The sequence below is a fragment of the Streptomyces sp. NPDC047028 genome, assembly GCF_040644095.1.
GTDB lineage: Bacteria > Actinomycetota > Actinomycetes > Streptomycetales > Streptomycetaceae > Streptomyces.
This window is the reverse complement of the sequence record NZ_JBEYVS010000009.1, coordinates 106,699-128,747: the sequence shown is the minus strand read 5'-3', so window position 1 is coordinate 128,747 and position 22,049 is coordinate 106,699. Positions and strand designations below refer to the sequence as shown.

Below are 22,049 nucleotides of genomic sequence, written 5' to 3'. Positions count from 1 at the left end.
CGAGCCCCGCCCGGCCTGGGCTCCTTCTCGGCCCACGGAGCCCCGCCCCCCTGCGGGCCACTGTTCGACCCACCGAGCCCCCACCCCGGCGGGTCACTTCTCGCCCCCCCCGAGCCCCGCCCGGCCTGGGCTCCTTCTCGGCCCACGGAGCCCCGCCCCCCTGCGGGCCACTGTTCGACCCACCGAGCCCCCACCCCGGCGGGTCACTGCTGGACCCACCGCGTCGGTGGTGGGTGGGCGAGGTCGGGGGTCCGGGGGCGGAGCCCCGGTGGCGGCCACGTTTCAGCGGGCCGAGTCGGGCGGATGGGCGGGCGAGGACCTGGCACGGCCACCGCAGCCCCGGCCGCCGCACACACCCCGGAGTTATCCACAGCCCCCGACACCGAACCCGACGGAGTCGTACGCTGGACACCCCCCGGCCGCCCCTCGCGTCGGGGCACTCGCGTTGCCCACCCCGCGCCCCCCGGACGGAATAACCCCTCATGAGCCTGCATGGTCTACTGGACGTCGTCCTCAAGGACCCCACCCTCGCGGAGGCGATCAAGGCCGCCGCGGACGGCAACCGCACGCACGTCGACCTCGTAGGCCCCCCCGCCGCCCGCCCCCTCGCCATCGCCGCCCTCGCCCGCGACTCCGGCCGCCCGGTCCTCGCCGTCACCGCGACCGGCCGCGAGGCCGAGGACCTGGCGGCCGCCCTGCGCACGCTGCTCCCCCCGGAGGGCGTCGCGGAGTACCCCTCCTGGGAGACGCTGCCGCACGAGCGGCTCAGCCCGCGCAGCGACACCGTCGGCCGCCGCCTCGCCGTCCTGCGCCGCCTCGCCCACCCCCGCCCCGACGACCCCGAGACCGGCCCGGTCTCCGTCGTCGTAGCGCCCGTACGATCGGTGCTCCAGCCGCAGGTCAAGGGCCTCGGCGACCTGGAACCGGTCGCCCTGCGCACCGGCCAGACCGCCGACCTGAACGAGATCGTCGAGGCCCTCGCGGCCGCCGCCTACGCGCGCGTGGAGCTCGTCGAGAAGCGCGGCGAGTTCGCCGTACGCGGCGGCATCCTGGACGTGTTCCCGCCCACCGAGGAACACCCCCTGCGCATCGAGTTCTGGGGCGACGACGTCGAGGAGATCCGCTACTTCAAGGTCGCCGACCAGCGCTCCCTGGAGGTCGCCGAACACGGCGTGTGGGCCCCGCCCTGCCGCGAGCTGCTGCTGACGGACGACGTCCGCGCCCGCGCGCGCGCCCTCGCCGAACAGCACCCCGAGCTGGGCGAACTGCTCGGCAAGATCGCCGAGGGCATCGCCGTCGAGGGCATGGAGTCCCTCGCCCCCGTCCTCGTCGACGACATGGAGCTGCTGCTCGACGTGCTGCCCAAGGGCGCCATGGCCGTCGTGTGCGACCCGGAGCGGGTGCGCACCCGCGCCACCGACCTGGTGGCGACCTCCCAGGAGTTCCTCCAGGCGTCCTGGGCCGCCACCGCGGGCGGTGGCGAGGCGCCGATCGACGTCGGCGCGGCCTCCCTGTGGTCCATCGCCGACGTCCGCGCCCGCGCGCGCGAGCTGGACATGCTGTGGTGGTCCGTCTCCCCGTTCGCCGCCGACGAGGAACTCGACGGGGACACCCTCAAACTCGGCATGCACGCCCCCGAGACCTACCGCGGCGACACCGCCAAGGCCCTCGCCGACACCAAGGGCTGGCTCGCCGACGGCTGGCGCACCGTCTTCGTCACCGAGGGCCACGGCCCGGCCGCCCGCACCGTCGAGGTCCTCGGCGGCGAGGGCATCCCCGCCCGCCTCACCATCGACCTGGACGAGCCGACCCCGTCCGTCGTCCACGTGGCCTGCGGCTGCATCGAGTACGGCTTCGTCGACCCCGCCCTGAAGCTCGCCGTCCTCACCGAGACCGACCTGACCGGGCAGAAGACCGCCGGCCGCGACGGCGCCCGCATGCCGGCCCGCCGCCGCAAGACCATCGACCCGCTCACCCTCGAAGCGGGCGACTACATCGTCCACGAACAGCACGGCGTCGGCCGTTACATCGAGATGGTGCAGCGCACCGTCCAGGGCGCCACCCGCGAGTACCTGGTCGTGGAGTACGCCCCCGCCAAGCGCGGCCAGCCCGGCGACCGCCTCTACATCCCCACCGACCAGCTGGAGCAGATCACCAAGTACGTCGGCGGCGAGGCACCCACCCTGCACCGGCTCGGCGGCGCCGACTGGACGAAGACCAAGGCCCGCGCGAAGAAGGCCGTCAAGGAGATCGCCGCCGACCTGATCAAGCTGTACTCGGCCCGCATGGCCGCCCCCGGGCACGCCTTCGGCGCCGACACGCCCTGGCAGCGCGAGCTGGAGGACGCGTTCCCCTACGCCGAGACCCCCGACCAGCTGACCACCATCGCCGAGGTCAAGGACGACATGGAGAAGTCGGTCCCGATGGACCGCCTGATCTGCGGCGACGTCGGCTACGGCAAGACCGAGATCGCCGTGCGGGCCGCGTTCAAGGCCGTACAGGACGGCAAGCAGGTCGCCGTCCTCGTCCCCACCACCCTGCTGGTGCAGCAGCACTTCGGCACGTTCTCCGAGCGCTACGGCCAGTTCCCGGTGAACGTGCGCGCCCTGTCCCGCTTCCAGACCGACACCGAGGCGAAGGCCGTCCTGGAGGGGCTGAAGGAGGGCTCCGTCGACGTCGTCATCGGCACCCACCGGCTGTTCTCCTCCGAGACCAGGTTCAAGGACCTCGGCCTGGTCATCGTCGACGAGGAGCAGCGCTTCGGCGTCGAGCACAAGGAGCAGCTGAAGAAGCTCCGCGCCAACGTCGACGTCCTGACGATGTCCGCCACCCCGATCCCGCGCACCCTGGAGATGGCGGTCACCGGCATCCGCGAGATGTCCACCATCACCACCCCGCCGGAGGAGCGGCACCCGGTGCTCACCTTCGTCGGGCCGTACGAGGAGAAGCAGATCGGTGCCGCCGTCCGCCGCGAACTGCTGCGCGAGGGCCAGGTCTTCTACATCCACAACCGGGTCGAGTCCATCGACCGCGCCGCCGCCCGCCTGCGCGACATCGTCCCCGAGGCCCGCATCGCCACCGCCCACGGCCAGATGTCGGAGTCGGCGCTGGAACAGGTCGTCGTCGACTTCTGGGAGAAGAAGTTCGACGTGCTCGTCTCCACGACGATCGTCGAGTCCGGCATCGACATCTCCAACGCCAACACCCTCATCGTGGAGCGTGGCGACAACTTCGGCCTCTCCCAGCTGCACCAGCTGCGCGGCCGCGTCGGCCGCGGCCGCGAACGCGGCTACGCCTACTTCCTCTACCCCCCGGAGAAGCCCCTCACCGAGACCGCGCACGAACGCCTCGCCACCATCGCCCAGCACACCGAGATGGGCGCGGGCATGTACGTCGCCATGAAGGACCTGGAGATCCGCGGCGCCGGAAACCTGCTCGGCGGCGAGCAGTCCGGGCACATCGCGGGCGTCGGCTTCGACCTGTACGTCCGCATGGTCGGCGAGGCCGTCGCCGACTACCGCCGCCAGCTGGAGACCGGCGAGATCGAGGAGGAGGCCCCGCTGGAGGTCAAGATCGAGCTGCCCGTCGACGCGCACGTCCCGCACGACTACGCGCCCGGCGAGCGGCTGCGCCTCCAGGCCTACCGGGCCATCGCCTCCGCCAACTCCGAGGAGGACATCAAGGCCGTCCGCGAGGAACTCACCGACCGCTACGGCAAGTTGCCCGAGCCGGTGGAGAACCTGCTGCTGGTCGCGGGACTGCGGATGCTCGCCCGCGCCTGCGGGGTCGGCGAGATCGTGCTCCAGGGCACCAACATCCGCTTCGCGCCGGTGGAACTGCGCGAGTCCCAGGAACTGCGCCTCAAGCGCCTCTACCCCGGCACCGTCATCAAGCCCGCCGCACACCAGGTCCTCGTCCCCCGCCCGAAGACCGCGAAGGTGGGCGGCAAACCGCTGGTCGGCCGCGAACTGCTCGGCTGGGTCGGCGAGTTCCTGGCCTCGATCCTGGGGTCGTAGCCACCGGGTACCCCTTCGGGGGGACCTTCGCCCGCCACCCCCGTCGCCCAACCCGCCGACCCGCACCGGGCGGACGCCGCTACCGTAAGGAGGGAACGATTCCGCCCCGGTGCGACGGGCGGGCAGGGCGAGGGAGGGGGACGTACCGTGGCGCGTCTGAGGGGCGGGGCCGTCGCCGCCGTGGTCGTACTGGCCGCGGTGGCCGGCTGCAAGCCGGGGCAGGACACGGGGGCCGCGGGCCCGGAGAAGACCGGTGGCGGTGGCGGTGGCGCGGTCCTGTCCGCCGTCGACTCACTCACCGTCAAGGGCCGTGCGCCCAAGACCGGCTACACCCGGGAACGCTTCGGCACGGCCTGGGCGGACACCGACTCCAATTCCTGCGACACGCGCGACGACATCCTCAAACGGGACCTGACGGACGTGCGTTTCGCCGGGGGCGGCTGCAAGGTCTCCTACGGCCTGCTGCGCCCTGATCCCTACTCCGGCAAGGACATCACCTACCGGCGCGGCCGCAGTCAGGTCGACATCGACCATGTCGTCCCCCTCTCGGACGCCTGGCAGAAGGGCGCCAAGTACTGGGACGCGAGCAAGCGGATAGCCCTGGCCAACGATCCGCTGAATCTCATCGCGGTCGACGCGAGCACCAACCGCGGCAAGGGGGACGGTGACGCGGCCACCTGGCTCCCGCCCAACAAGGCGTACCGCTGCACCTATGTGGCCGACCAGGTCGCGGTGAAGAAGAAGTACGGCCTGTGGGTCACCGGCGCAGAGAAGGCCGCGATGAAGAAGATCCTCGCCGCCTGCCCGCAGCAGAGGCTCCCCACCGGGGGCAACCCGACCAAGGCGCCGGAACGTTTCCACGCCCGCTGAGCGGACGTCGGGGCCGGCCGGGGGTCCGCGCCTGTGCGCGTCCCCCCGGCCGGCCCGGTGCTACCCGGGTCAACACCCGGTGGATCAGGCGGCCTTGAGGCCCTTGAGGGAGGCGAGGACCTCGGTCGTCACCTTCTTCGCGGCGGCGGCGCCGTTGTTCCCGCCGGCCGTGGACAGCACCGTGACGACGGACTTGCCGGAGCGGGCCGCGATCAGCGTCTGGCCGTCCTGCCAGTGGCTGCTCGTCAGCGTCATCGTGTAGGCCTCGTCACCGAGACCGCCGGTGGCCGCGCCGGTGACCTTCACCTGGGCGTGGTCGTCGGTGTTCGTGTACGTGGCGCACTCGGCGGCCACCGCCCGCAGGTCCTTCATCACCGTGGCGGCCGTGGTGCCCCGGAAGGCGTCGATCTCCTGGGCCACCAGCGAGGTCTGGTCCTTGTTCGCGTAGTCGTTCTGCGCGAACGACACACCTCCCTTGAAACCGCTCACCTGGATCCAGGAGGTGGTCTCGAGCCTGCCGCAGTCCGGCTTGCCGGTCTTCCTGGCCGACGGGTCGAGGAAGGTGCCGCCGCTGTCCGAGGAACCGTCCGCCTCCAGGGTGAGCCCGGCCGGCATCGCCGACGCGGGTGCCAGTGCCGTCTTCAGACGCGTACCGGTGGCGAGTCCGGCGTTCGGGTCCGCCGCCTTGGCCGGCTTGGCGCTCGCGCCCCCGTCGTCGTGGGACGAACCCGGGGAACAGGCGGTGAGGGCCAGCGGAAGCGCCGCGACGGCGAACAGTGTGGCGACACGGGGGGACAGACGCATGACGGTCCTTCGAGTGTGAGTTGTACGGGGGTGAAGTGGTACGGAGGTGCGGGGGTGAGCGGTGTGGGGGGGTGAGCGGGTGGGGAGACGTGTCCGTCAGGCCGTCTTCTTCCAGTCGCCGCAGCCGGTCGTCTTGAAGTAGGCGTCCGAGGAACGGATGGTGACGACGGCCGAGCCGGTCACGTTGTCGTTCGCGATGATCGAGTTCAGTCCGTGCGCGGCGTCCTTGGCGCGCTCCCAGTAGCAGGAGTCGTCGGCGTTGCCGGTGGACTTGTAGGTGCCCGGGGCGATGTCCGTGCCGACCTTGAACATGCCGCCGTCGCCGTCCATGGAGGTGGCGGGGGAGCCCTTCGCCTTCGGGTCGACGGCCTCCCAGTCCGAGCAGCCGCTGGACTTGAACAGCTTGTCGGAGGCCTTGATCGTCACGTAGCTGGTGCCGGTCACGTTGTCGTTGGCGAGGATCGAGTCCATCTTGTGCTCGGCGTCCTTGGCCCGCTCCCAGTAGCACATGCCGTCGGTGTTGCCGCTCGTGCGGTAGGTGCCGGGCTTGATGTCGGAGCCGACGACGAAGTTGCCGTCCCCGTCGAAGGCGGCCTTCTTCTTCTCCTTGGCGCCGCCGGAGCTCTTCGAGCCGTTCTTCGCGCCGGGCTGGTGCGCGGCGGAGGCCGAGGGACCCTTGTCGCCGCCGTCCTTGCCGTCGCTCCCGGAGTTCGCCGAGACGACCCCGATGACGACGATCCCGGCGACGGCGCCCAGCGCGATCTTGCCCTTCATGCCCATGACGGAACCCCTCCCCAAAGCGGCGACCGCCCCCTCCGGATGGTCGCTCGTTCGCTGGGTCAATAAGAACAGAGCTTGTGAACCGAGTCAACACGGTTCACATGAAGAGGGGCGTACACGGGCGTGAATGCATCGGTCCTGTGTATGCCGGTAAGCTCGGCGCACACGGGATGAGGGGAGCGGGCCGGTGCAGGACAACGCGACAGAGGTGACCGCAGCCGGTATCGCGCGGCTCGCCGGGGTGGGCCGGGCCGCCGTCAGCAACTGGCGCCGCCGCCACGCCGACTTCCCCAAACCGGTCGGCGGCACCGAGACCAGCCCGTCCTTCGCCCTCGCCGAGGTGGAATCCTGGCTGCGTGAGCAGGGGAAACTCGCCGAAGTCCCCCTGCGTGAACGCGTCTGGCAGCAGGTCGCCGGGCACCCCGAGGGACCGGTCACGGCGCTGGTGCACGCGGGCTGCGCGCTGCTCCTCATCCATGAGCGGCCGACGGTCTGGCTGGAAGTGAGCGCCGGCTCCGACGAACGCCTGGCCGCGATGCTGCCGGCGGCGCTGGACCAGGTGCTCGTCCCCCGCTTCGGCCCGGCGCCGGGCCGCCGAGTCCACAGGGGACAGACGGCGCAGGGAGCGGAGGCTGTGAACTCGTCGCTTTCCGTGAACACCGGCGCGGGGGTTCACGCCCCCGACGCGGCGGACAAGGACGGCGCTGTGAACACTCCGGCCCCGCTCGGCACCCCGCCGTCAGTTCACACACCGAGTCCCGTTGACACCCCGGTCGCGCCCACCACCGAGCCCGCGGTTCACAGCGTCGCCCCGGTTCACACCCCGCAGCACCCGCACGCCACCCCCACCCCCATCCCCGTCCCCACCCCCGCCGTCCACACCCCCACCGGCCCCCAGCTCTACGCCTCCGCCCCCCTCCTGCGCGGCGCCGCCGAACTCGCCGCCGACGCCGGCGCCCGGCAGGCCTTCGAGTTCCTCCTCGGACGGCACCTGGACGCCAACCCGCGCCAGTACACGCTCACCCCCGCCGAACTCGCCCGCCTCATGGCCGACCTCGCCGGCCCCGCCCGCACCCTCCTCGACCCCGCCTGCGGCACCGGCGCCCTGCTGCGCGCCGTCGACGCCCACCCCGGCCAGGAGCTGTACGCCCAGGACAGCGCCCCCGACCTCGCCGCGCTGACCGCGCTGCGGCTCGCGCTGCACGCCCGCGGCACCGTGCGCGGCGCGGTCGGCGACACCCTGCGCGCCGACGCCTACCCGGAGCTGCGCGCGGACGCCGTCCTGTGCCACCCGCCGTTCAACGAGCGCAACTGGGGCCACGACGAACTCGCCTACGACGCCCGCTGGGAGTACGGCTTCCCGGCCCGCACCGAGTCCGAGCTGGCCTGGGTGCAGCACGCCCTCGCCCGACTGACCGACGGCGGCACCGTCGTGCTGCTCATGCCCCCGGCGACCGCGTCCCGGCGTTCCGGGCGCCGGATCCGCGCCGACCTGCTGCGCCGGGGAGCGCTGCGCGCTGTGGTCGCGCTGCCGGTCGGGGCCGCGCCGCCGTACAACATCCCGCTGCACCTGTGGGTGCTGCGCCGCCCCGGCAAGGCCCCCGCGGCACCCGCCGTCCTGCTCGTGGACAGCGGGCGGTTCGCCGGCGAGGGGCGCGGCGGGCCGGACTGGCGGGCGGTCCAAGAAGCAGTCCTGGACGCCTGGCGCGCCTTCGAGCGGGACGGGCGGCTGGCGGAGCGGCCGGGGCTGGCGCGTTCCGTGCCGGTCATCGACCTCCTCGACGACGACGTGGACCTCGCGCCCGCCCGCCACCTGCCGCCACCGGCCGTGGCCGACGGCGCGGAGCAGCTCGCGGTGGTGCGTGAACGCCTCAGCGCGACCCTGCGGCTGAGCGCCGACCTCACCCCGCCGCCCGCCGAGCCGGCCCCGCCCGCACGCTGGCCGCTCACCTCCGTCGGCGAACTCGCGCGCGGCGGCGCGCTGCTGATGCGCACCGGCGGGAACGGCGGCCACGCGCGCGTGCCGGTCCTCACCGACCATGACGTCCTCGCCGGGACGGCACCCTCCGGGACGCTCCCCGAGAGCGACGAGGAGGCGGTGCTGACGGAGCCCGGCGACGTCGTCGTACCGGTGCTCGGCGGCGGCTCGATGGCGCGCGTGATCGACGACGCGACGCGGGGCGCCGCCCTGGGGCGCAGCCTGGTGCTGCTGCGTCCTGACCCCGCCGCGCTGGACTCCTGGTTCCTCGCCGGTTTCCTGCGCGGCACCGCCAACCACCGCAAGGCCAGCAGCTACGCCTCCACCGCCACCCGCCTGGACGTGCGCCGCCTGCAACTGCCCCGCCTCCCGCTCGACGAGCAGCGGCGCTACGGCGCCCGGTTCCGCGCGCTGGACGAGTTCGAGCGGGCGCTCCGGCACGCGAGCCGGCTGGGGGAGCAGCTGGTGCGGGGGATGTACGACGGGCTCACCGACGGCACGGTGCTGGCCGGCGGGGACGGCGGGGACACCCGGGCGGAGTGACAACGGTTCGGTACAACCCGGACCGGTTGTCCGTGGCGGCCTATACGCTCGGACCCGGCACACCGTCCGAACCCCATTCAGGCCTCCAGGAGCAGCCATGCACGGCCCCGGCTACGCGCCGTCTCCGCCGCAACCACCCTCGACCGGGGTGCTGGTCGTGTTGCGCGTGATCTTCGTCGCCGTGGCGCTCCTCAGCATCGGATTCCTGGCATGGGTGGCGCCGCTGCGCGCGGCGATCGTGACCCGCAGGCGCGCCGAATGGGCCTTCTTCGCCGGGTCGGTGGTGGCCCTCGGCATCAGCTTCGCCTTCCTCAGCCACGACCACACCGACGACTTCAGCACCCCGAGCGGCAACGCGGGCATGGCCATCCTGCTGCTGAACGCCGCGGCCTGTGTCGCCTACTACCTGTACGCGGACATACGCCACTTCAACCGGCTCCGCCAAGCCCACGCCGGGCAGGTGCCGTTGACGCCGCGCTACGGATACGCGAGCCCGGTCCCGCCGTTCGCCGCGACGACCGTACCGAGCACGCCGAACCTGCCGAACGTGCCGCAACCCCAGTACGCGCCCACCCCGATACCCCACGCCCCGGCGCCGCACGACTCCGTGACCCGGCCGCCGGTTCCCGCGCCGCCGCAGCGACCCGCGCCCGTCCGCATCGACCAGGTCCGCGCCGAGCTGGACGAGTTGAGTGACTACCTGCGCAAGCACGACGGGCATGTCGACGGGCAGCAGGGCGCCGGGAACGAGGGCGGAAGGTGACCGTGGCGGCGACGGGACGGGTGGTCGCCGGCCGCTACGCGCTGTCCACGCTCATCGGGCAGGGCGGCATGGGCCAGGTGTGGACGGCCTACGACCAGCGGCTCGACCGGCGGGTGGCGGTGAAGCTGCTGCGCCCCGACAAGGTGGCCGGGCAGGAGGCCGACGAGCTGCGCCGCCGGTTCGTGCGCGAGTGCCGGGTGACCGCGCAGGTCGACCACCCCGGGCTCGTCACCGTGCACGACGCGGGCAGCGAGGGCGAGGAACTGTTCCTCGTCATGCAGTACGTCGACGGCGCGGACCTCTCCGACCACCTCGCCGAGCACGACCCGTACCCGTGGCAGTGGGCGGTCGCGGTGGCCGCGCAGCTGTGCGCCGTGCTGAGCGCCGTGCACGCCGTGCCGATCGTGCACCGCGACCTCAAGCCGCGCAACGTGATGGTGAAGCAGGACGGCACGGTCACCGTCCTCGACCTGGGCGTGGCGTCCGTGATGGACAGCGACACCACGCGCCTCACGCACACCGGCTCACCCATCGGCTCGCCCGCCTACATGGCCCCGGAGCAGGCGATGGGCGGCGCGGTCGGCCCGTACACCGACCTGTACGCGCTCGGTGTCCTGCTGCACGAACTGCTCAGCGGGGACGTGCCGTTCGCCGGTTCCACCGCGCTCGGCGTGCTGCACCGGCACCTGTACGAGCCGCCGCTGCCCGTGCGCCGTATCCGGCCGGAGGTGCCCGAGGCGCTGGAGACCCTGGTGCTGGGCCTGCTCGCCAAGGACCCGCAGGCCCGCCCGGCGTCCGCTCAGGAGGTGTACGAGAACCTGGCGCTGCTGCTGCCCGCGCGCGGGAGGCCCACCGGAGCGCCCCTGGACCCCACGCGCCCCTTCCTGCGTCCGCACGCCCCCTGGCCGGACCGCGCGCGCACGCCCGCACCCCAGCCGGCCCCCGTCACGCCGACGCCGCCCGCCGCCGAGAAACCCGATGTCGCCGCCGCGGTCGACGAGGTCAAGCGGCTGCTCGGCGAGGGCCGCATCACCCAGGCCGTCGACATCCTCGGCGCGATCCTGCCCGCCGCCGCCGAACAGCACGGCGAGCACTCCCCGGTGGTGCGGACCCTGCGCAAGCAGTACGCGGCCACGCTCATGGACGACGGCCAGTACCGGCGTGCGATGCCCGAACTTCGCCGGCTCGCCGACGAACGCGCCGCCGAGGCCGGCCAGGCCGACCCGCAGTCCCTGCGCTTCCGCTACGAGGCCGCGCAGTGCCTGGAGCAGCTCGGTGAGCCCGCGGCGGCGCTCGCCGAGTACCGCGCGCTGCTGCCGTACTACGAGAACCAGTACGTCTCCGGCGACCCGCAGCTCGCCCACGACGTGCGCCGCCGCATCGGGCACCTGCTGCTCGCCGTCGGTGACCGCCCGGCCGCCCACGACACGCTCGTACGGCTCCTGATGGACGTCGAACGGCTCCACGGCCCGGGGCATCCGCTCGTGGCCGACATCCGACGCACCCTGCAATGGCTGGGACAGGTGCACGGATAGATCTTTTGCCTTTCCCTGGCCGAAACTTGTGATCTTCCAGGGGGGATGTTTTCCGAACACGAGAACGGCGCGGGATACGGTGCGCTCCGTTTCAGCCAAGCACGCGCGCGTGTACCGCCGCGCACAACAGGGGTGGGGTTCTCATGGCCGGCCATCGGCAGTCGAAGAAGCGCAGATACATCACTTGGGGCGTGGCGGGCGCCGCCGTCGTCGCCGGCGCCGGCGTCGCCGCGCAGACCTCCATGGCCGCCACCTCCTGGCCCGCGCAGAAGACGTACACCGGGCGCGCTTTCGACACCTGCACCGCGCCCTCCGAGTCCACGATGCAGCACTGGCACACCGGCTACTACGGTGCCGCCGCCGTCTACGTAGGCGGCAAGAACCGCGGCTGCGGCCAGCCCAACCTGACCTCCTCCTGGGTGTCCTACGTCAGCCACCTGGGCTGGAAACTCATCCCGATCTACGTCGGCGCCCAGCCGCCCTGCCAGACCGGCAGCAACCCGGAGAAGATCAGCACCTCCACCGCCTCCTCCCTCGGCACCAGTGACGCCAAGGACGCGGTGGCCAAGGCCTCCGCCCTGGGGATGAAGGCCGGCAGCGCGATCTACCTCGACATGGAGCCGTACGACATCACGAACACGTCGTGCAACAACGCCGTGCTCACCTATGTGCGCGCGTTCGACAAGGAGCTGCGCGTCAAGACGTACCGCGCGGGCTACTACGGCTTCACCAGCTCCAGCGCCAAGGCCATCGCCACCGCGAGCAACAAGACGGACCTGCCGGGCAACCTCTGGTACGCGCTGTGGGACAAGACCAACACCACGACCAAGGACTGGCCGTGGGGCGCCACCCAGTTCACCCAGCACAGCCGCGGCCACCAGTACATGGTCAACAGCAAGGAGACCCACGGCGGCGTCACCCTGACCATCGACCGTGACGCCTGGGACGGCCCGGTGGCGATCACCGGCTGACCCGGCGGCTCCCCGCGAGCGGCGCGGCGGTGCCCGAAGCCGGTGCGAATCGTTGGTCGGATGGGTTGGCCACAGCCTGCCCACTGCCTACCATCGATCACCGCAAGACTTTGTGCACCGTCGCACAATCTCCCCCCTGGAGGTTTCCTTGCACCGCCGTCGTCGTACCGCGCTCGTCCTCTCCGCCGCGATCGTCGCCGCGGGCCCCCTCCTCACCGCGTGCGGAAACGATGCGCACCCCGGCGCGGCGGCCGTCGTCGGAGGGCAGCGGATCACCGTCTCGCAGCTGCAGGACCGCGTCGACGAGGTGCGGCAGGCACAGCGCGCGGCGGTGTCGGACCCGGCGCAGTACCAGCAGGTGCTCACCTCCACCAGCAGCCTCACCCGGGACACCCTGCACAACATGGTCCTGGACCGGGTCCTGCACCGCGCCGCCCAGGACGAGGGCATCTCGGTGACCCGCAACGAGGTGCAGAAGATGCGCGCCGGCCTGGAGCAGCAGGCGGGGGGCGCCAAGGGCCTGGAGATGGCCTGGCTGCAGAAGTTCGGCATCGCCCCGAGCCGCCTCGACGACAACCTGCGCCTCCAGCTGGAGGCGCAGAAGCTGGCCGCCAAGCTGGGCACGGACACCACCCAGCCCGCTTTCTGGAACGCCCTGTCCCAGGCGTCCAGGGAACTGCACATCGACCTCAACCCGCGCTACGGCTCGTGGGACGTGCAGAAGAGCGGTCGCGTGGACGCGAAGACACCGTGGGTACGGGAGGTCACCTCGGCGGGGTCGCAGCAGCAGACGGCGTAGGCGACGACGAGCGTCCGGTCACATGATCTGCTGATCCCCCCGCCCCTGTGGACAACCCGGGCCGTCCGTCCTCGCGGTGGGTTACGTTCGGATCGTGAACGACATCAGTCCCGCACCCGCCGCCACCGCCCCGGCCGACCCTGGCCGCATCGTCCTGCTGACCACCAGCCACCGCGTCGCGCCCGGCCTGCTGTCCTGGCCCGCGTGGCAGGCGCTGCGCGACGCCGACCGCGTGCTGTGCGCGGACGGCGCGCATCCGCAGCTGCCGTACCTGCGCGACGCCGGGATATTGGTGGAGGGGGCGTCCCCCACCGCGCGGGAGCTGGTCGACGCCTGCGCCGGCGGGCGGACGGTGGCCGTCGTGGCGACCGGCGAGGGCGAGCCGGCACTCACCGACGGACTGGCCCGGCTGGCCGGCTCCGGCCGGGTGCGGATGCCCGACCTGGAGCTGCTGCCCGCCTCCTACGACCTGCCCGGCGCCCGGCTCCTCGACCTCGTCCAGGTCATGGACCGCATCCGTGCCGAGTGCCCCTGGTCGTCCCGGCAGACCCACCTCGGCCTGGCGAAGTACGGCATCGAGGAGGCGTACGAACTCGTCGAGGCGATCGAGGCCGGCGACCGCGACGAACTCCGCGAGGAACTGGGTGACGTGCTGCTCCAGGTCGTCTTCCACTCCCGGATCGCCGAGGAGGACCCCGACGCGCCGTTCTCCGTCGACGACGTGGCCGGCGGCATCGTCGCCAAGCTGATCCACCGCCACCCCCACGTCTTCGGTGAGGAGACGGCCGAGACGCCCGAGGAGGTCAAGGCGCACTGGCTGCGCACCAAGGCCGAGGAGAAGCGCCGCACGTCGGTGACGGAGGGCGTGCCGCTCGGCCAGCCCGGCCTTGCCCTCACTGCCAAGCTGGCCTCCCGCGCCCGCACGGCGCACCTGGACGTGCCGCTTCCCCAGGGGGAGGGCATCGGCTACGAACTGCTCGCCCTGGCGGCCCGCGCCGAGGCCGAGGGCGTCGACCCGGAGGCGTCCCTGCGGGCGGCGGCCCGGGTGTACCGGGACGCGATACGGGCCGCCGAAGGTGGAGGGGCCGAAGTGTAGGGACTGACGGAGGGTCCGCGGGTAGGCTGCATCGCACCGCTGGGTGCTCTGCGTGGGGGGTGCATGAACCAGGAGCTGGACTGGCTGGTCGACACGATCCTGAAGTTACCCGTCCCGGAACGTCGATCACTCATCTGGGGATACTCGAACCGGGACTCGATCCGCGCCCATCTCCGCAGCCTCCAGGCAGACGATCCCGCCGTCTTCCAGGACATCCGGAGCCGGGCGATGCGGGGCGGTGCGGCGGCCCGTCCGTCCTCCAGCCCCACAGCGTCGCCGGCCACCTCGCCGGGGTCCACGGCCGTGGCGAAGGACGACCCTGCCGGTGCCCCGGACAAACGAGCGAGGCGCACCCCTTACCCGGCCGCCCCGCAGCCGACCCCGGCCCCTCCCCAGGGCGACCACGTCGACTTCCGGCGCGGCACGTTCTACGGCCCCGTCTCGGGGGCGGAGCACCACTACTACAACGGCGGCGACCGCCCCGCCCGCTCCGACCCCGCCGGCTGGCCCACGCTCGCCGACGCCGACCCGATCGCGCTGGGCGTGCAGCGGACCCGGCGGTTCGACGGGGAGAGCCGGCTGCCGCCGTACGTCGCGCGGGAGGCCGACGCCCGGCTTGCCGCGCTGCTGCGGGGCGAGAGGCTGGTCGTGGTCACCGGTGAGCCGCTCTCGGGCAAGAGCCGCACGGCATGGGAGGCGCTGTGGACCGTAGCGCCGCCCACCACGCGGGTGTACGCACCGCTACCCGGCACGGACCTGACCGGGCTGCCAGCAGCGGTGCGGGACCGCCCGGGACCGTACGTCCTCTGGCTCGACGAGCTGGACGGCCACCTCGGCGACCACGGCCTGGGCGTGGGGCTGCTCGCCCAACTCGACGCGCTCGGGATGCCCGTGGTGGCGACGATGAGCGACGAGGCGTACGACAGGCACCGCTTCGGCGGGGGGCGCGCCTCGAAGGTGCTCGGCGGGGTTCCCACCGTGGACCTGCCCCGCCACTGGACCGAGACGGAGCTGACCGCGCTCGCCGAGGCCGGCGACCCGCGACTGCGCGACGCCCTGGAGCGGCGGGGCGACTGCGGGGTCACCGAATACCTGGCGGTCGCACCGGAGTTGTGGGACGTCTGGCGGCGCGCGGACCGTCCGCACCGCGCGGGTGGCCACCCACTGGGACACCTCCTCGTGCGAGCCGCCGTCGACGCGGCGCGCTGCGGGATCTCCGGACCCGTTCCGGGCGACCTCATCGGCGAGATGCTGGAGGCCTACGAGCCCGAGGGACCCGAGCCGGACTGGGAGCCGGACGACGAGGCGCTCGCCTGGGCGACGGAGAAGCACCACGGCGTGGCGGCGCTGCTCCAGAAGCACGGGGAGGACGACATGTCCGCGTTCGGATCGCTGATCGCGGACACCGAGGCCATCGCCGAACCCCCGGAGATACCCCTGCCGGTGTGGATCGTGGTGCTCGACGCCGCCGACACCGACGGCGCGCCCTCCCTGGGGGGAGTGGCGGACGCGATGCGGGCGTACATGACGCCCAGGGCCGAGGCGGGCGACGGGGATGCCATGGCCATGCTCGGCCTCGTGGCCGAGTGGGAGGACGACCCAGCGGCGGCGCTCCACTGGCTGCGGAGGGCGAACGAGGCCGAGGTGACGGACGTGGAGCTGGCGCAGGGGGCCCTCCTCACGCTCTGCCGACTCCTCGCGCATGACGGCGAGCACGAGGAGGCCGCGGCCTGGCTGCGGCGCGGAGCGGAGAAGGGAGACGCCGAGGCCGCCTACGAACTCAGCCTTCTCCTGCGGGAGCGGGCCGACCACTGGCTCCGGCAGGCAGCCGCCGGCGGGTACCCCGCCGCGAAGAACGCCCTGGCCGCCCTGCCCGCCCAGGCGGAGGCGCACGCCGTCATCCCTCTCGATACCGTCTAGGAGTGACCCACCAGCCCAACCAGCCCCACCCCCCGGCCCCCGGCGGCCCCGCCCCCGACCTCTTCAGCTGGGAGTTCGCCACCGACCCCTACCCGGCCTACGCCTGGCTGCGCGAGCACGCCCCCGTGCACCGCACCCGGCTGCCCAGCGGCGTGGAGGCCTGGCTGGTCACGCGGTACGCCGACGCCAAGCAGGCCCTCGCCGACCAGCGGCTGAGCAAGAACCCGGCGCACCACGACGAGCCCGCGCACGCCAAGGGCAAGACCGGCATCCCGGGGGAGCGCAAGGCCGAGCTGATGACGCATCTGCTGAACATCGACCCGCCGGACCACACCCGGCTCAGGCGGCTGGTCAGCAAGGCGTTCACCCCCCGCCGGGTCGCCGAGTTCGCGCCGCGCGTGCAGGAGCTGACCGACCGGCTCATCGACGGTTTCGCCGCGACGGGCTCCGCCGACCTCATTCACGAGTTCGCGTTCCCCCTCCCCATTTACGCGATCTGCGACCTGCTAGGCGTCCCGCGGGAGGACCAGGACGACTTCCGGGACTGGGCCGGCATGATGATCCGACACGGCGGAGGACCCCGCGGCGGGGTGGCGCGGTCGGTGAAGAAGATGCGCGGCTACCTCGCCGAGCTGATCCACAAGAAGCGCGAGGCGCTGCCCGCCGAGCCCACCCCCGGCGAGGACCTGATCTCCGGCCTCATCCGCGCCTCCGACCACGGCGAGCACCTCACCGAGAACGAGGCCGCCGCCATGGCCTTCATCCTTCTCTTCGCCGGCTTCGAGACGACCGTCAACCTCATCGGCAACGGCACCTACGCCCTGCTCACCCACCCCGGGCAGCGCCGGCGGCTCCAGGACTCCCTGGCCCGCGGCGAATCGGGCCTGCTGGAGACCGGCATCGAGGAACTCCTGCGCTACGACGGCCCCGTGGAGCTGGCGACCTGGCGGTTCGCGACCCGGCCGCTCAGCATCGGCGGGCAGGACATCGCGGCCGGCGACCCGGTCCTCGTCGTGCTGGCCGCCGCCGACCGGGACCCGGAGCGGTTCGCCGACCCGGACGTCCTCGACCTCTCCCGCGCCGACAACCAGCACCTCGGCTACGGCCACGGCATCCACTACTGCCTCGGCGCCCCGCTCGCCCGGCTGGAGGGCCGGGCCGCGCTCGCCGCCCTCCTCACCCGCCTCCCCGACCTGCGGCTCGCCGCCGATCCGGCCGAGCTGCGCTGGCGCGGCGGGCTCATCATGCGCGGACTGCGCACGCTGCCCGTGGAGTTCACGCCGGCCCCGTGAACTCGGGGGCACGACACCGCCGTAGCGCAAACATGACACGCGCTCACCTCTGTGATCTTCACGTGATCTGCGCGGCATTAACTTGTGACAAGTGATCGTATGCCGATACGTTCACCCCTCAGCGTGGCGCCCCAGCTTCACCGCCGCGCCGCTCCTGTTGTCACCCGAAAGGCTCCCGCATGCTCTCCGGGAACGGTCGTCACCGTCGCCCCCGTCAGGCTCCGGCCATCCTCGTCGCGGCAGGAGTGACCGGCTCCGCCCTGGCCCTCCCGCTGCTCGGCGCCGCGAGCGCCCACGCGGCCGACGGCACCACGTGGGACAAGGTGGCCGAGTGCGAGAGCGGCGGCTCCTGGAGCGCGAACCCGGGCAACGGCTACTACGGCGGGCTGCAGATGTCCCAGGAGGACTGGGACAAGTACGGCGGCGACCAGTTCGCCTCCAGCCCCGACCTGGCCAGCCGCTCGCAGCAGATCGCCGTCGCCGAGAAGATCCTCGACGACCGGGGCACCACCCCGTGGGCCACCTGCGCCCTCCTCTCCGGGCTGACCTCCGACTCCGGTTCGGTGACCGTGGACCCGGGAAGCGGCGGCACCGGCGGCTCCGCCGACGCGGGCGACTCGGGCGACTCGTCCGGAACGACCGGTTCCGGTGATTCGGCCGGTACCTCCGATTCATCCGGTCTGCCGGATTCGCCGTCCGGCTCCGGCTCCGGCTCCCCGTCCACCCCCGGCACCGGTTCGGGCACGGGCTCGGACGCCGACTCCGGCTCCGGGACGGGCTCCTCCACCACGCCGTCCCCCGACGCGGGCAAGGGCTCGGGGACGGGCTCGGACGCCGACTCCGGCTCCGGTGCACCGTCCGCATCCGACGAGGCCGGCGGGAGCGACGCCGGCAGTGGCGGGACCAACACCCCGAAGTCCGACAAGTCGGCATCGTCCGACCCGGGCACGTCGCAGGCTGACGACAGTGCGTCCACCACCACGCCCGGAACCGACGACTCGGACAATTCGTGGCAGAGCGGCAGCTCTTGGAGCCTGGTCGACACCGGCGCGCTCAGTAGTGGTGGACGTCACCGTGGGGGCAGTGCGGACGAAAGCGTGACAAACGGTCAGGATGACGCCTCGTCCGGCCGGCACGCCTCCCGCGGCGTGAGCACCTACACCGTCCGCGAAGGGGACACGCTCGCCTCCATCGCCGACTCCCTTGACGTCGACGGCGGATGGCACGCGCTCTACGCGACGAACAAGAAGACGATCGGAACCGACCCGAACCGCATCGCGCCCGGTCAGACCCTGCGAGTCGGGGCGTAAACGGATGCGGGACAGGGGTAGTTGGCGCCCCGCTTCGCCCGGTGATGTCCGATTTGGTGAAAGTGTGGGATGAGTCTCAGAAGCCCTGATCGTCTTTGAAATTCCCCGGATCGCGTGTCTACGGTCAGGACCGCTCGTCACCACGAGCCCCGGCAGTCGCAACGCCGAATCCTGCCAGCGGTTGCCCGGGAACAGTCGTCGCGTCATGCGCCGCAGGCAGGAGCGGGGGACCCAAGGTAAGTGCCGGGCCCAGCAGTTGAGCTGGGACCGGCTGGGGGTGAAGCCGCACGCCGCGACAGCGGGCGTGCGGCCGGGCAACTCAACCGGCCCGAACCCGACAGCTCACCTCGCAGGCGTCGGTGAGGGGATCAATCCATGCTGTTCTCCGGCAAGGGCAAGCACCGTCGTCCGTCCAAGGCCACCCGCGCCATCGCTCTCGCCGGGGTCACCGGCGCCGCCGTCGCCGCCCCGCTCATGGCGGCCGGCAACGCCTCCGCCGCCACGGCCTCCCAGTGGGACACGGTCGCCCAGTGCGAGTCCGGCGGCAACTGGTCCATCAACACCGGCAACGGCTACTACGGCGGCCTGCAGTTCTCCGCCTCCACCTGGGCCGCGTACGGCGGCACGCAGTACGCCGCGCAGGCCAACCAGGCCACCAAGGCCCAGCAGATAGCCGTCGCCGAGAAGGTCCTCGCCGCCCAGGGCAAGGGCGCCTGGCCGGTGTGCGGCACGGGCCTGACGAGCACCCCCTACAACGGCTCCGCCCCGAGCACGTCCTCGAACAGCTCGTCGAACAGCTCCTCGTCGAGCAGCACCACCAGCCGCTCCGGCGACCAGCAGGCCGCCTCCCGCTCCGCCGACCGTCCGGCCGCCAAGAGCGAGAAGACCGTCACCACCCCGACCGGCAAGAAGGTCAAGAAGGGCGACGGCGAGTACAAGGTTGTCAAGGGTGACACCCTCAGCTCCATCGCCGCGAAGCACCACGTCGACGGCGGCTGGGAGAAGCTGTTCAAGCTGAACAAGGACATCGTCGACAACGCCGACCTCATCTTCCCGGGCCAGCAGCTGCACCTGAAGTAGGCAGCGGCCCCGCCCCCGTCCCCACGGGTTCCCCGCCCCGGTGCGTCTTCCCCCGTACGCACCGGGGCGGGGTCTGTTCTACCCGGCCCGGTCGCGCGCCCGCCCGGCTGCCTCCCCGACCGTCCGCCCGCCCCTTTCCCGTGCCCCGTGCACCGACCCTTTGTTCCGGTGGTGAACAATGGGTACGGTCTCCCTGTCCACGGGACGGTCGGTCGGTGGCCGACGCGCCCGGGACGGTTAGGCTCTAGTCGCAAGGCACCGCCGTAAGGCACCGCGCCCCGCACTTTCAGCGTCACATCCCAGAAGGAGATGCTCGTGCCGTCCATCGACGTCGTCGTAGCCCGGGAAATCCTGGACTCCCGAGGCAACCCCACGGTCGAGGTCGAGGTCGGCCTCGACGACGGCAGCACGGGTCGTGCCGCCGTCCCGTCCGGCGCCTCCACCGGCGCCTTCGAGGCCATCGAGCTGCGTGACGGCGACCCCAACCGCTACCAGGGCAAGGGCGTGGAGAACGCCGTCCTCGCCGTCATGGACCAGATCGGCCCGGAGCTCGTCGGCTACGACGCCACCGAGCAGCGCCTGATCGACCAGGCCATGTTCGACCTGGACGCCACCGACAACAAGGGCGCCCTCGGCGCCAACGCCATCCTCGGTGTCTCCCTCGCCGTCGCCCACGCCGCCTCCGAGGCGTCCGACCTGCCCCTCTTCCGCTACCTGGGCGGCCCGAACGCGCACGTGCTGCCGGTGCCGATGATGAACATCCTGAACGGCGGGTCGCACGCCGACTCCAACGTGGACATCCAGGAGTTCATGATCGCCCCGATCGGCGCGGAGACCTTCTCCGAGGCCCTGCGCTGGGGCGCCGAGGTCTACCACACCCTCAAGAAGGTGCTGAAGACCAAGGGCCTGTCCACCGGCCTCGGCGACGAGGGCGGCTTCGCCCCGAACCTGGAGTCCAACCGCGCCGCGCTCGACCTCATCCTCGAGGCCATCAAGCAGGCCGGTTACGTCCCCGGCGAGCAGATCGCGCTCGCGCTCGACGTCGCCGCGTCCGAGTTCTACAAGGACGGCAAGTACGAGTTCGAGGGCAAGTCCCGCTCGGCCGCCGAGATGACCGAGTACTACGAGGAGCTGGTCGCCGCCTACCCGCTCGTCTCCATCGAGGACCCGCTGTTCGAGGACGACTGGGCCGGCTGGAAGGTCATCACCGACAAGCTCGGCGACAAGGTCCAGCTCGTCGGCGACGACCTGTTCGTCACCAACCCCGAGCGCCTCGCCCGCGGCATCGAGGAGGGCTCCGCCAACGCCCTGCTCGTCAAGGTCAACCAGATCGGCTCGCTCACCGAGACCCTGGACGCCGTCGAGATGGCCCAGCGCAACGGCTTCAAGTGCATGATGTCCCACCGCTCCGGCGAGACCGAGGACGTCACCATCGCCGACCTGGCCGTCGCCACCAACTGCGGCCAGATCAAGACCGGCGCCCCGGCCCGCTCCGAGCGCGTCGCCAAGTACAACCAGCTGCTGCGCATCGAGGAGATCCTCGACGACGCCGCCGTGTACGCGGGCCGCAGCGCGTTCCCGCGCTTCCGCGGCAGCGTGGAGATCTCCAAGGGCTGAGACCCGGCCGAACAGCGCGCCCGGGCCACCCGTCCGGGAAACCCGGCGCGAGGCTTAGCCAGTCGTCCGTACGTCCCCGGACCCGGTCCCGTACCGTGTCCGGGGACGTACGTACGTGTGAAAGGGGAGGCGGAGAGCGAGATGCCCACCAAGGACCGGGACCGTTTCTCCACCGCGACCAGGCTGCGGGTGCTCGGCGAGCAGACGGCGGCCCGGGTCTACCGCTCCCAGACCAAGCGGCAGGCCCGGCGCTCCCGGCTCACCGGCCGCGCGGCACTGCTCGCCCTGGTGCTCTGCTCGATGATCGTCGCCCTGGCCTATCCGATGCGGCAGTACGTCTCCCAGCGCGCCGAGATCGCCGACGTGCAGAAGCAGCAGGACCAGGCCCGGGAACGCGTCGAGCAGCTGCGCGACCTCAAGGCCCGCTGGCAGGACGACGCCTACGCCGAGCAGCAGATCCGCAAGCGGCTGCACTACGTGCGGCCCGGGGAGACCGGGTACACGGTCGCCGGCCAGGGCACGGCCCAGCAGTCCCGCACCGACCTCAGGGCCGCCCGCCGGCCCTGGTACGCGAACGTCTGGGACGGGGTCGACCGGTCCGACGCCTCCGACCAGTGACCCGGCCCGCCCCGGCTGGCGTCCCGCACAGCAACCCGTAGAAAGCCATCCGAAAGC

The 22,049-nt window shown here is 72.3% G+C and carries 16 protein-coding genes and 1 riboswitch; of the genes, 14 read left to right on the top strand and 2 right to left on the bottom strand.

Annotated features, from left to right (window positions below):
* Positions 1 to 482: 482 nt before the first annotated feature.
* Positions 483 to 4,016, top strand: coding sequence for a transcription-repair coupling factor (gene mfd / locus ABZ854_RS11165; protein WP_361207686.1), 3,534 nt, complete (start codon positions 483 to 485; stop codon positions 4,014 to 4,016).
* 147 nt (positions 4,017 to 4,163) lie between these two features.
* Positions 4,164 to 4,886 (top strand): HNH endonuclease family protein, encoded by a 723-nt coding sequence (locus ABZ854_RS11160; RefSeq protein WP_361207683.1) that lies wholly within the window; start codon positions 4,164 to 4,166, stop codon positions 4,884 to 4,886.
* Positions 4,887 to 4,970: 84 nt separating this feature from the next.
* Here the strand turns inward: ABZ854_RS11160 and ABZ854_RS11155 are convergent, their stop codons facing one another.
* Entirely contained in the window at positions 4,971 to 5,690 is a 720-nt protein-coding gene (locus tag ABZ854_RS11155) for a hypothetical protein (RefSeq protein ID WP_361207680.1), read from the bottom strand.
* A gap of 96 nt (positions 5,691 to 5,786) precedes the next feature.
* Positions 5,787 to 6,470 (bottom strand): hypothetical protein, encoded by a 684-nt coding sequence (locus ABZ854_RS11150; RefSeq protein ID WP_361207677.1) that lies wholly within the window; start codon positions 6,468 to 6,470, stop codon positions 5,787 to 5,789.
* A 187-nt stretch (positions 6,471 to 6,657) separates the two neighbouring features.
* Between ABZ854_RS11150 and ABZ854_RS11145 the strand changes: the two genes are divergently transcribed.
* The 12 genes from ABZ854_RS11145 (at position 6,658) to ABZ854_RS11090 (ending at position 21,992) form a co-directional block, all read left to right on the top strand.
* On the top strand, positions 6,658 to 8,991 hold the full coding sequence (locus ABZ854_RS11145) for an N-6 DNA methylase (protein WP_361207674.1): 2,334 nt from the start codon (positions 6,658 to 6,660) through the stop codon (positions 8,989 to 8,991).
* Between the two features lie 97 nt (positions 8,992 to 9,088).
* A complete protein-coding gene (locus ABZ854_RS11140; RefSeq protein ID WP_361207671.1) occupies positions 9,089 to 9,754 on the top strand; it encodes a hypothetical protein in 666 nt (221 codons plus the stop codon).
* A gap of 41 nt (positions 9,755 to 9,795) precedes the next feature.
* The gene (locus ABZ854_RS11135; RefSeq protein WP_361207863.1) at positions 9,796 to 11,289 is read left to right on the top strand and encodes a protein kinase; all 1,494 of its coding nucleotides are present in this window, start codon (positions 9,796 to 9,798) and stop codon (positions 11,287 to 11,289) included.
* Between the two features lie 143 nt (positions 11,290 to 11,432).
* On the top strand, positions 11,433 to 12,260 hold the full coding sequence (locus ABZ854_RS11130) for a glycoside hydrolase domain-containing protein (RefSeq protein ID WP_361207668.1): 828 nt from the start codon (positions 11,433 to 11,435) through the stop codon (positions 12,258 to 12,260).
* Positions 12,261 to 12,408: 148 nt separating this feature from the next.
* The gene (locus ABZ854_RS11125; protein WP_361207665.1) at positions 12,409 to 13,059 is read left to right on the top strand and encodes a SurA N-terminal domain-containing protein; all 651 of its coding nucleotides are present in this window, start codon (positions 12,409 to 12,411) and stop codon (positions 13,057 to 13,059) included.
* A 94-nt stretch (positions 13,060 to 13,153) separates the two neighbouring features.
* Entirely contained in the window at positions 13,154 to 14,155 is a 1,002-nt protein-coding gene (locus ABZ854_RS11120) for a nucleoside triphosphate pyrophosphohydrolase (RefSeq protein ID WP_361207662.1), read from the top strand.
* Positions 14,156 to 14,218: 63 nt separating this feature from the next.
* Positions 14,219 to 16,075 (top strand): sel1 repeat family protein, encoded by a 1,857-nt coding sequence (locus tag ABZ854_RS11115; protein ID WP_361207660.1) that lies wholly within the window; start codon positions 14,219 to 14,221, stop codon positions 16,073 to 16,075.
* A gap of 2 nt (positions 16,076 to 16,077) precedes the next feature.
* Positions 16,078 to 17,367 carry a cytochrome P450 gene (locus tag ABZ854_RS11110; RefSeq protein ID WP_361207657.1) on the top strand — a complete coding sequence of 430 codons (1,290 nt, stop codon included), beginning with the start codon at positions 16,078 to 16,080 and terminating at the stop codon, positions 17,365 to 17,367.
* Between the two features lie 179 nt (positions 17,368 to 17,546).
* Positions 17,547 to 18,677, top strand: a complete 1,131-nt coding sequence (locus ABZ854_RS11105) for a transglycosylase family protein (RefSeq protein WP_361207654.1) — start codon at positions 17,547 to 17,549, stop codon at positions 18,675 to 18,677.
* Positions 18,678 to 18,875: 198 nt separating this feature from the next.
* A riboswitch (cyclic di-AMP (ydaO/yuaA leader) is annotated at positions 18,876 to 19,048 on the top strand.
* Positions 19,049 to 19,052: 4 nt separating this feature from the next.
* Positions 19,053 to 19,757, top strand: coding sequence for a transglycosylase family protein (locus tag ABZ854_RS11100; protein ID WP_361207652.1), 705 nt, complete (start codon positions 19,053 to 19,055; stop codon positions 19,755 to 19,757).
* Between the two features lie 309 nt (positions 19,758 to 20,066).
* Positions 20,067 to 21,374 carry a phosphopyruvate hydratase gene (gene eno / locus ABZ854_RS11095; protein WP_361207649.1) on the top strand — a complete coding sequence of 436 codons (1,308 nt, stop codon included), beginning with the start codon at positions 20,067 to 20,069 and terminating at the stop codon, positions 21,372 to 21,374.
* Positions 21,375 to 21,515: 141 nt separating this feature from the next.
* Positions 21,516 to 21,992, top strand: a complete 477-nt coding sequence (locus ABZ854_RS11090; RefSeq protein ID WP_361207646.1) for a septum formation initiator family protein — start codon at positions 21,516 to 21,518, stop codon at positions 21,990 to 21,992.
* Positions 21,993 to 22,049: the final 57 nt, after the last annotated feature.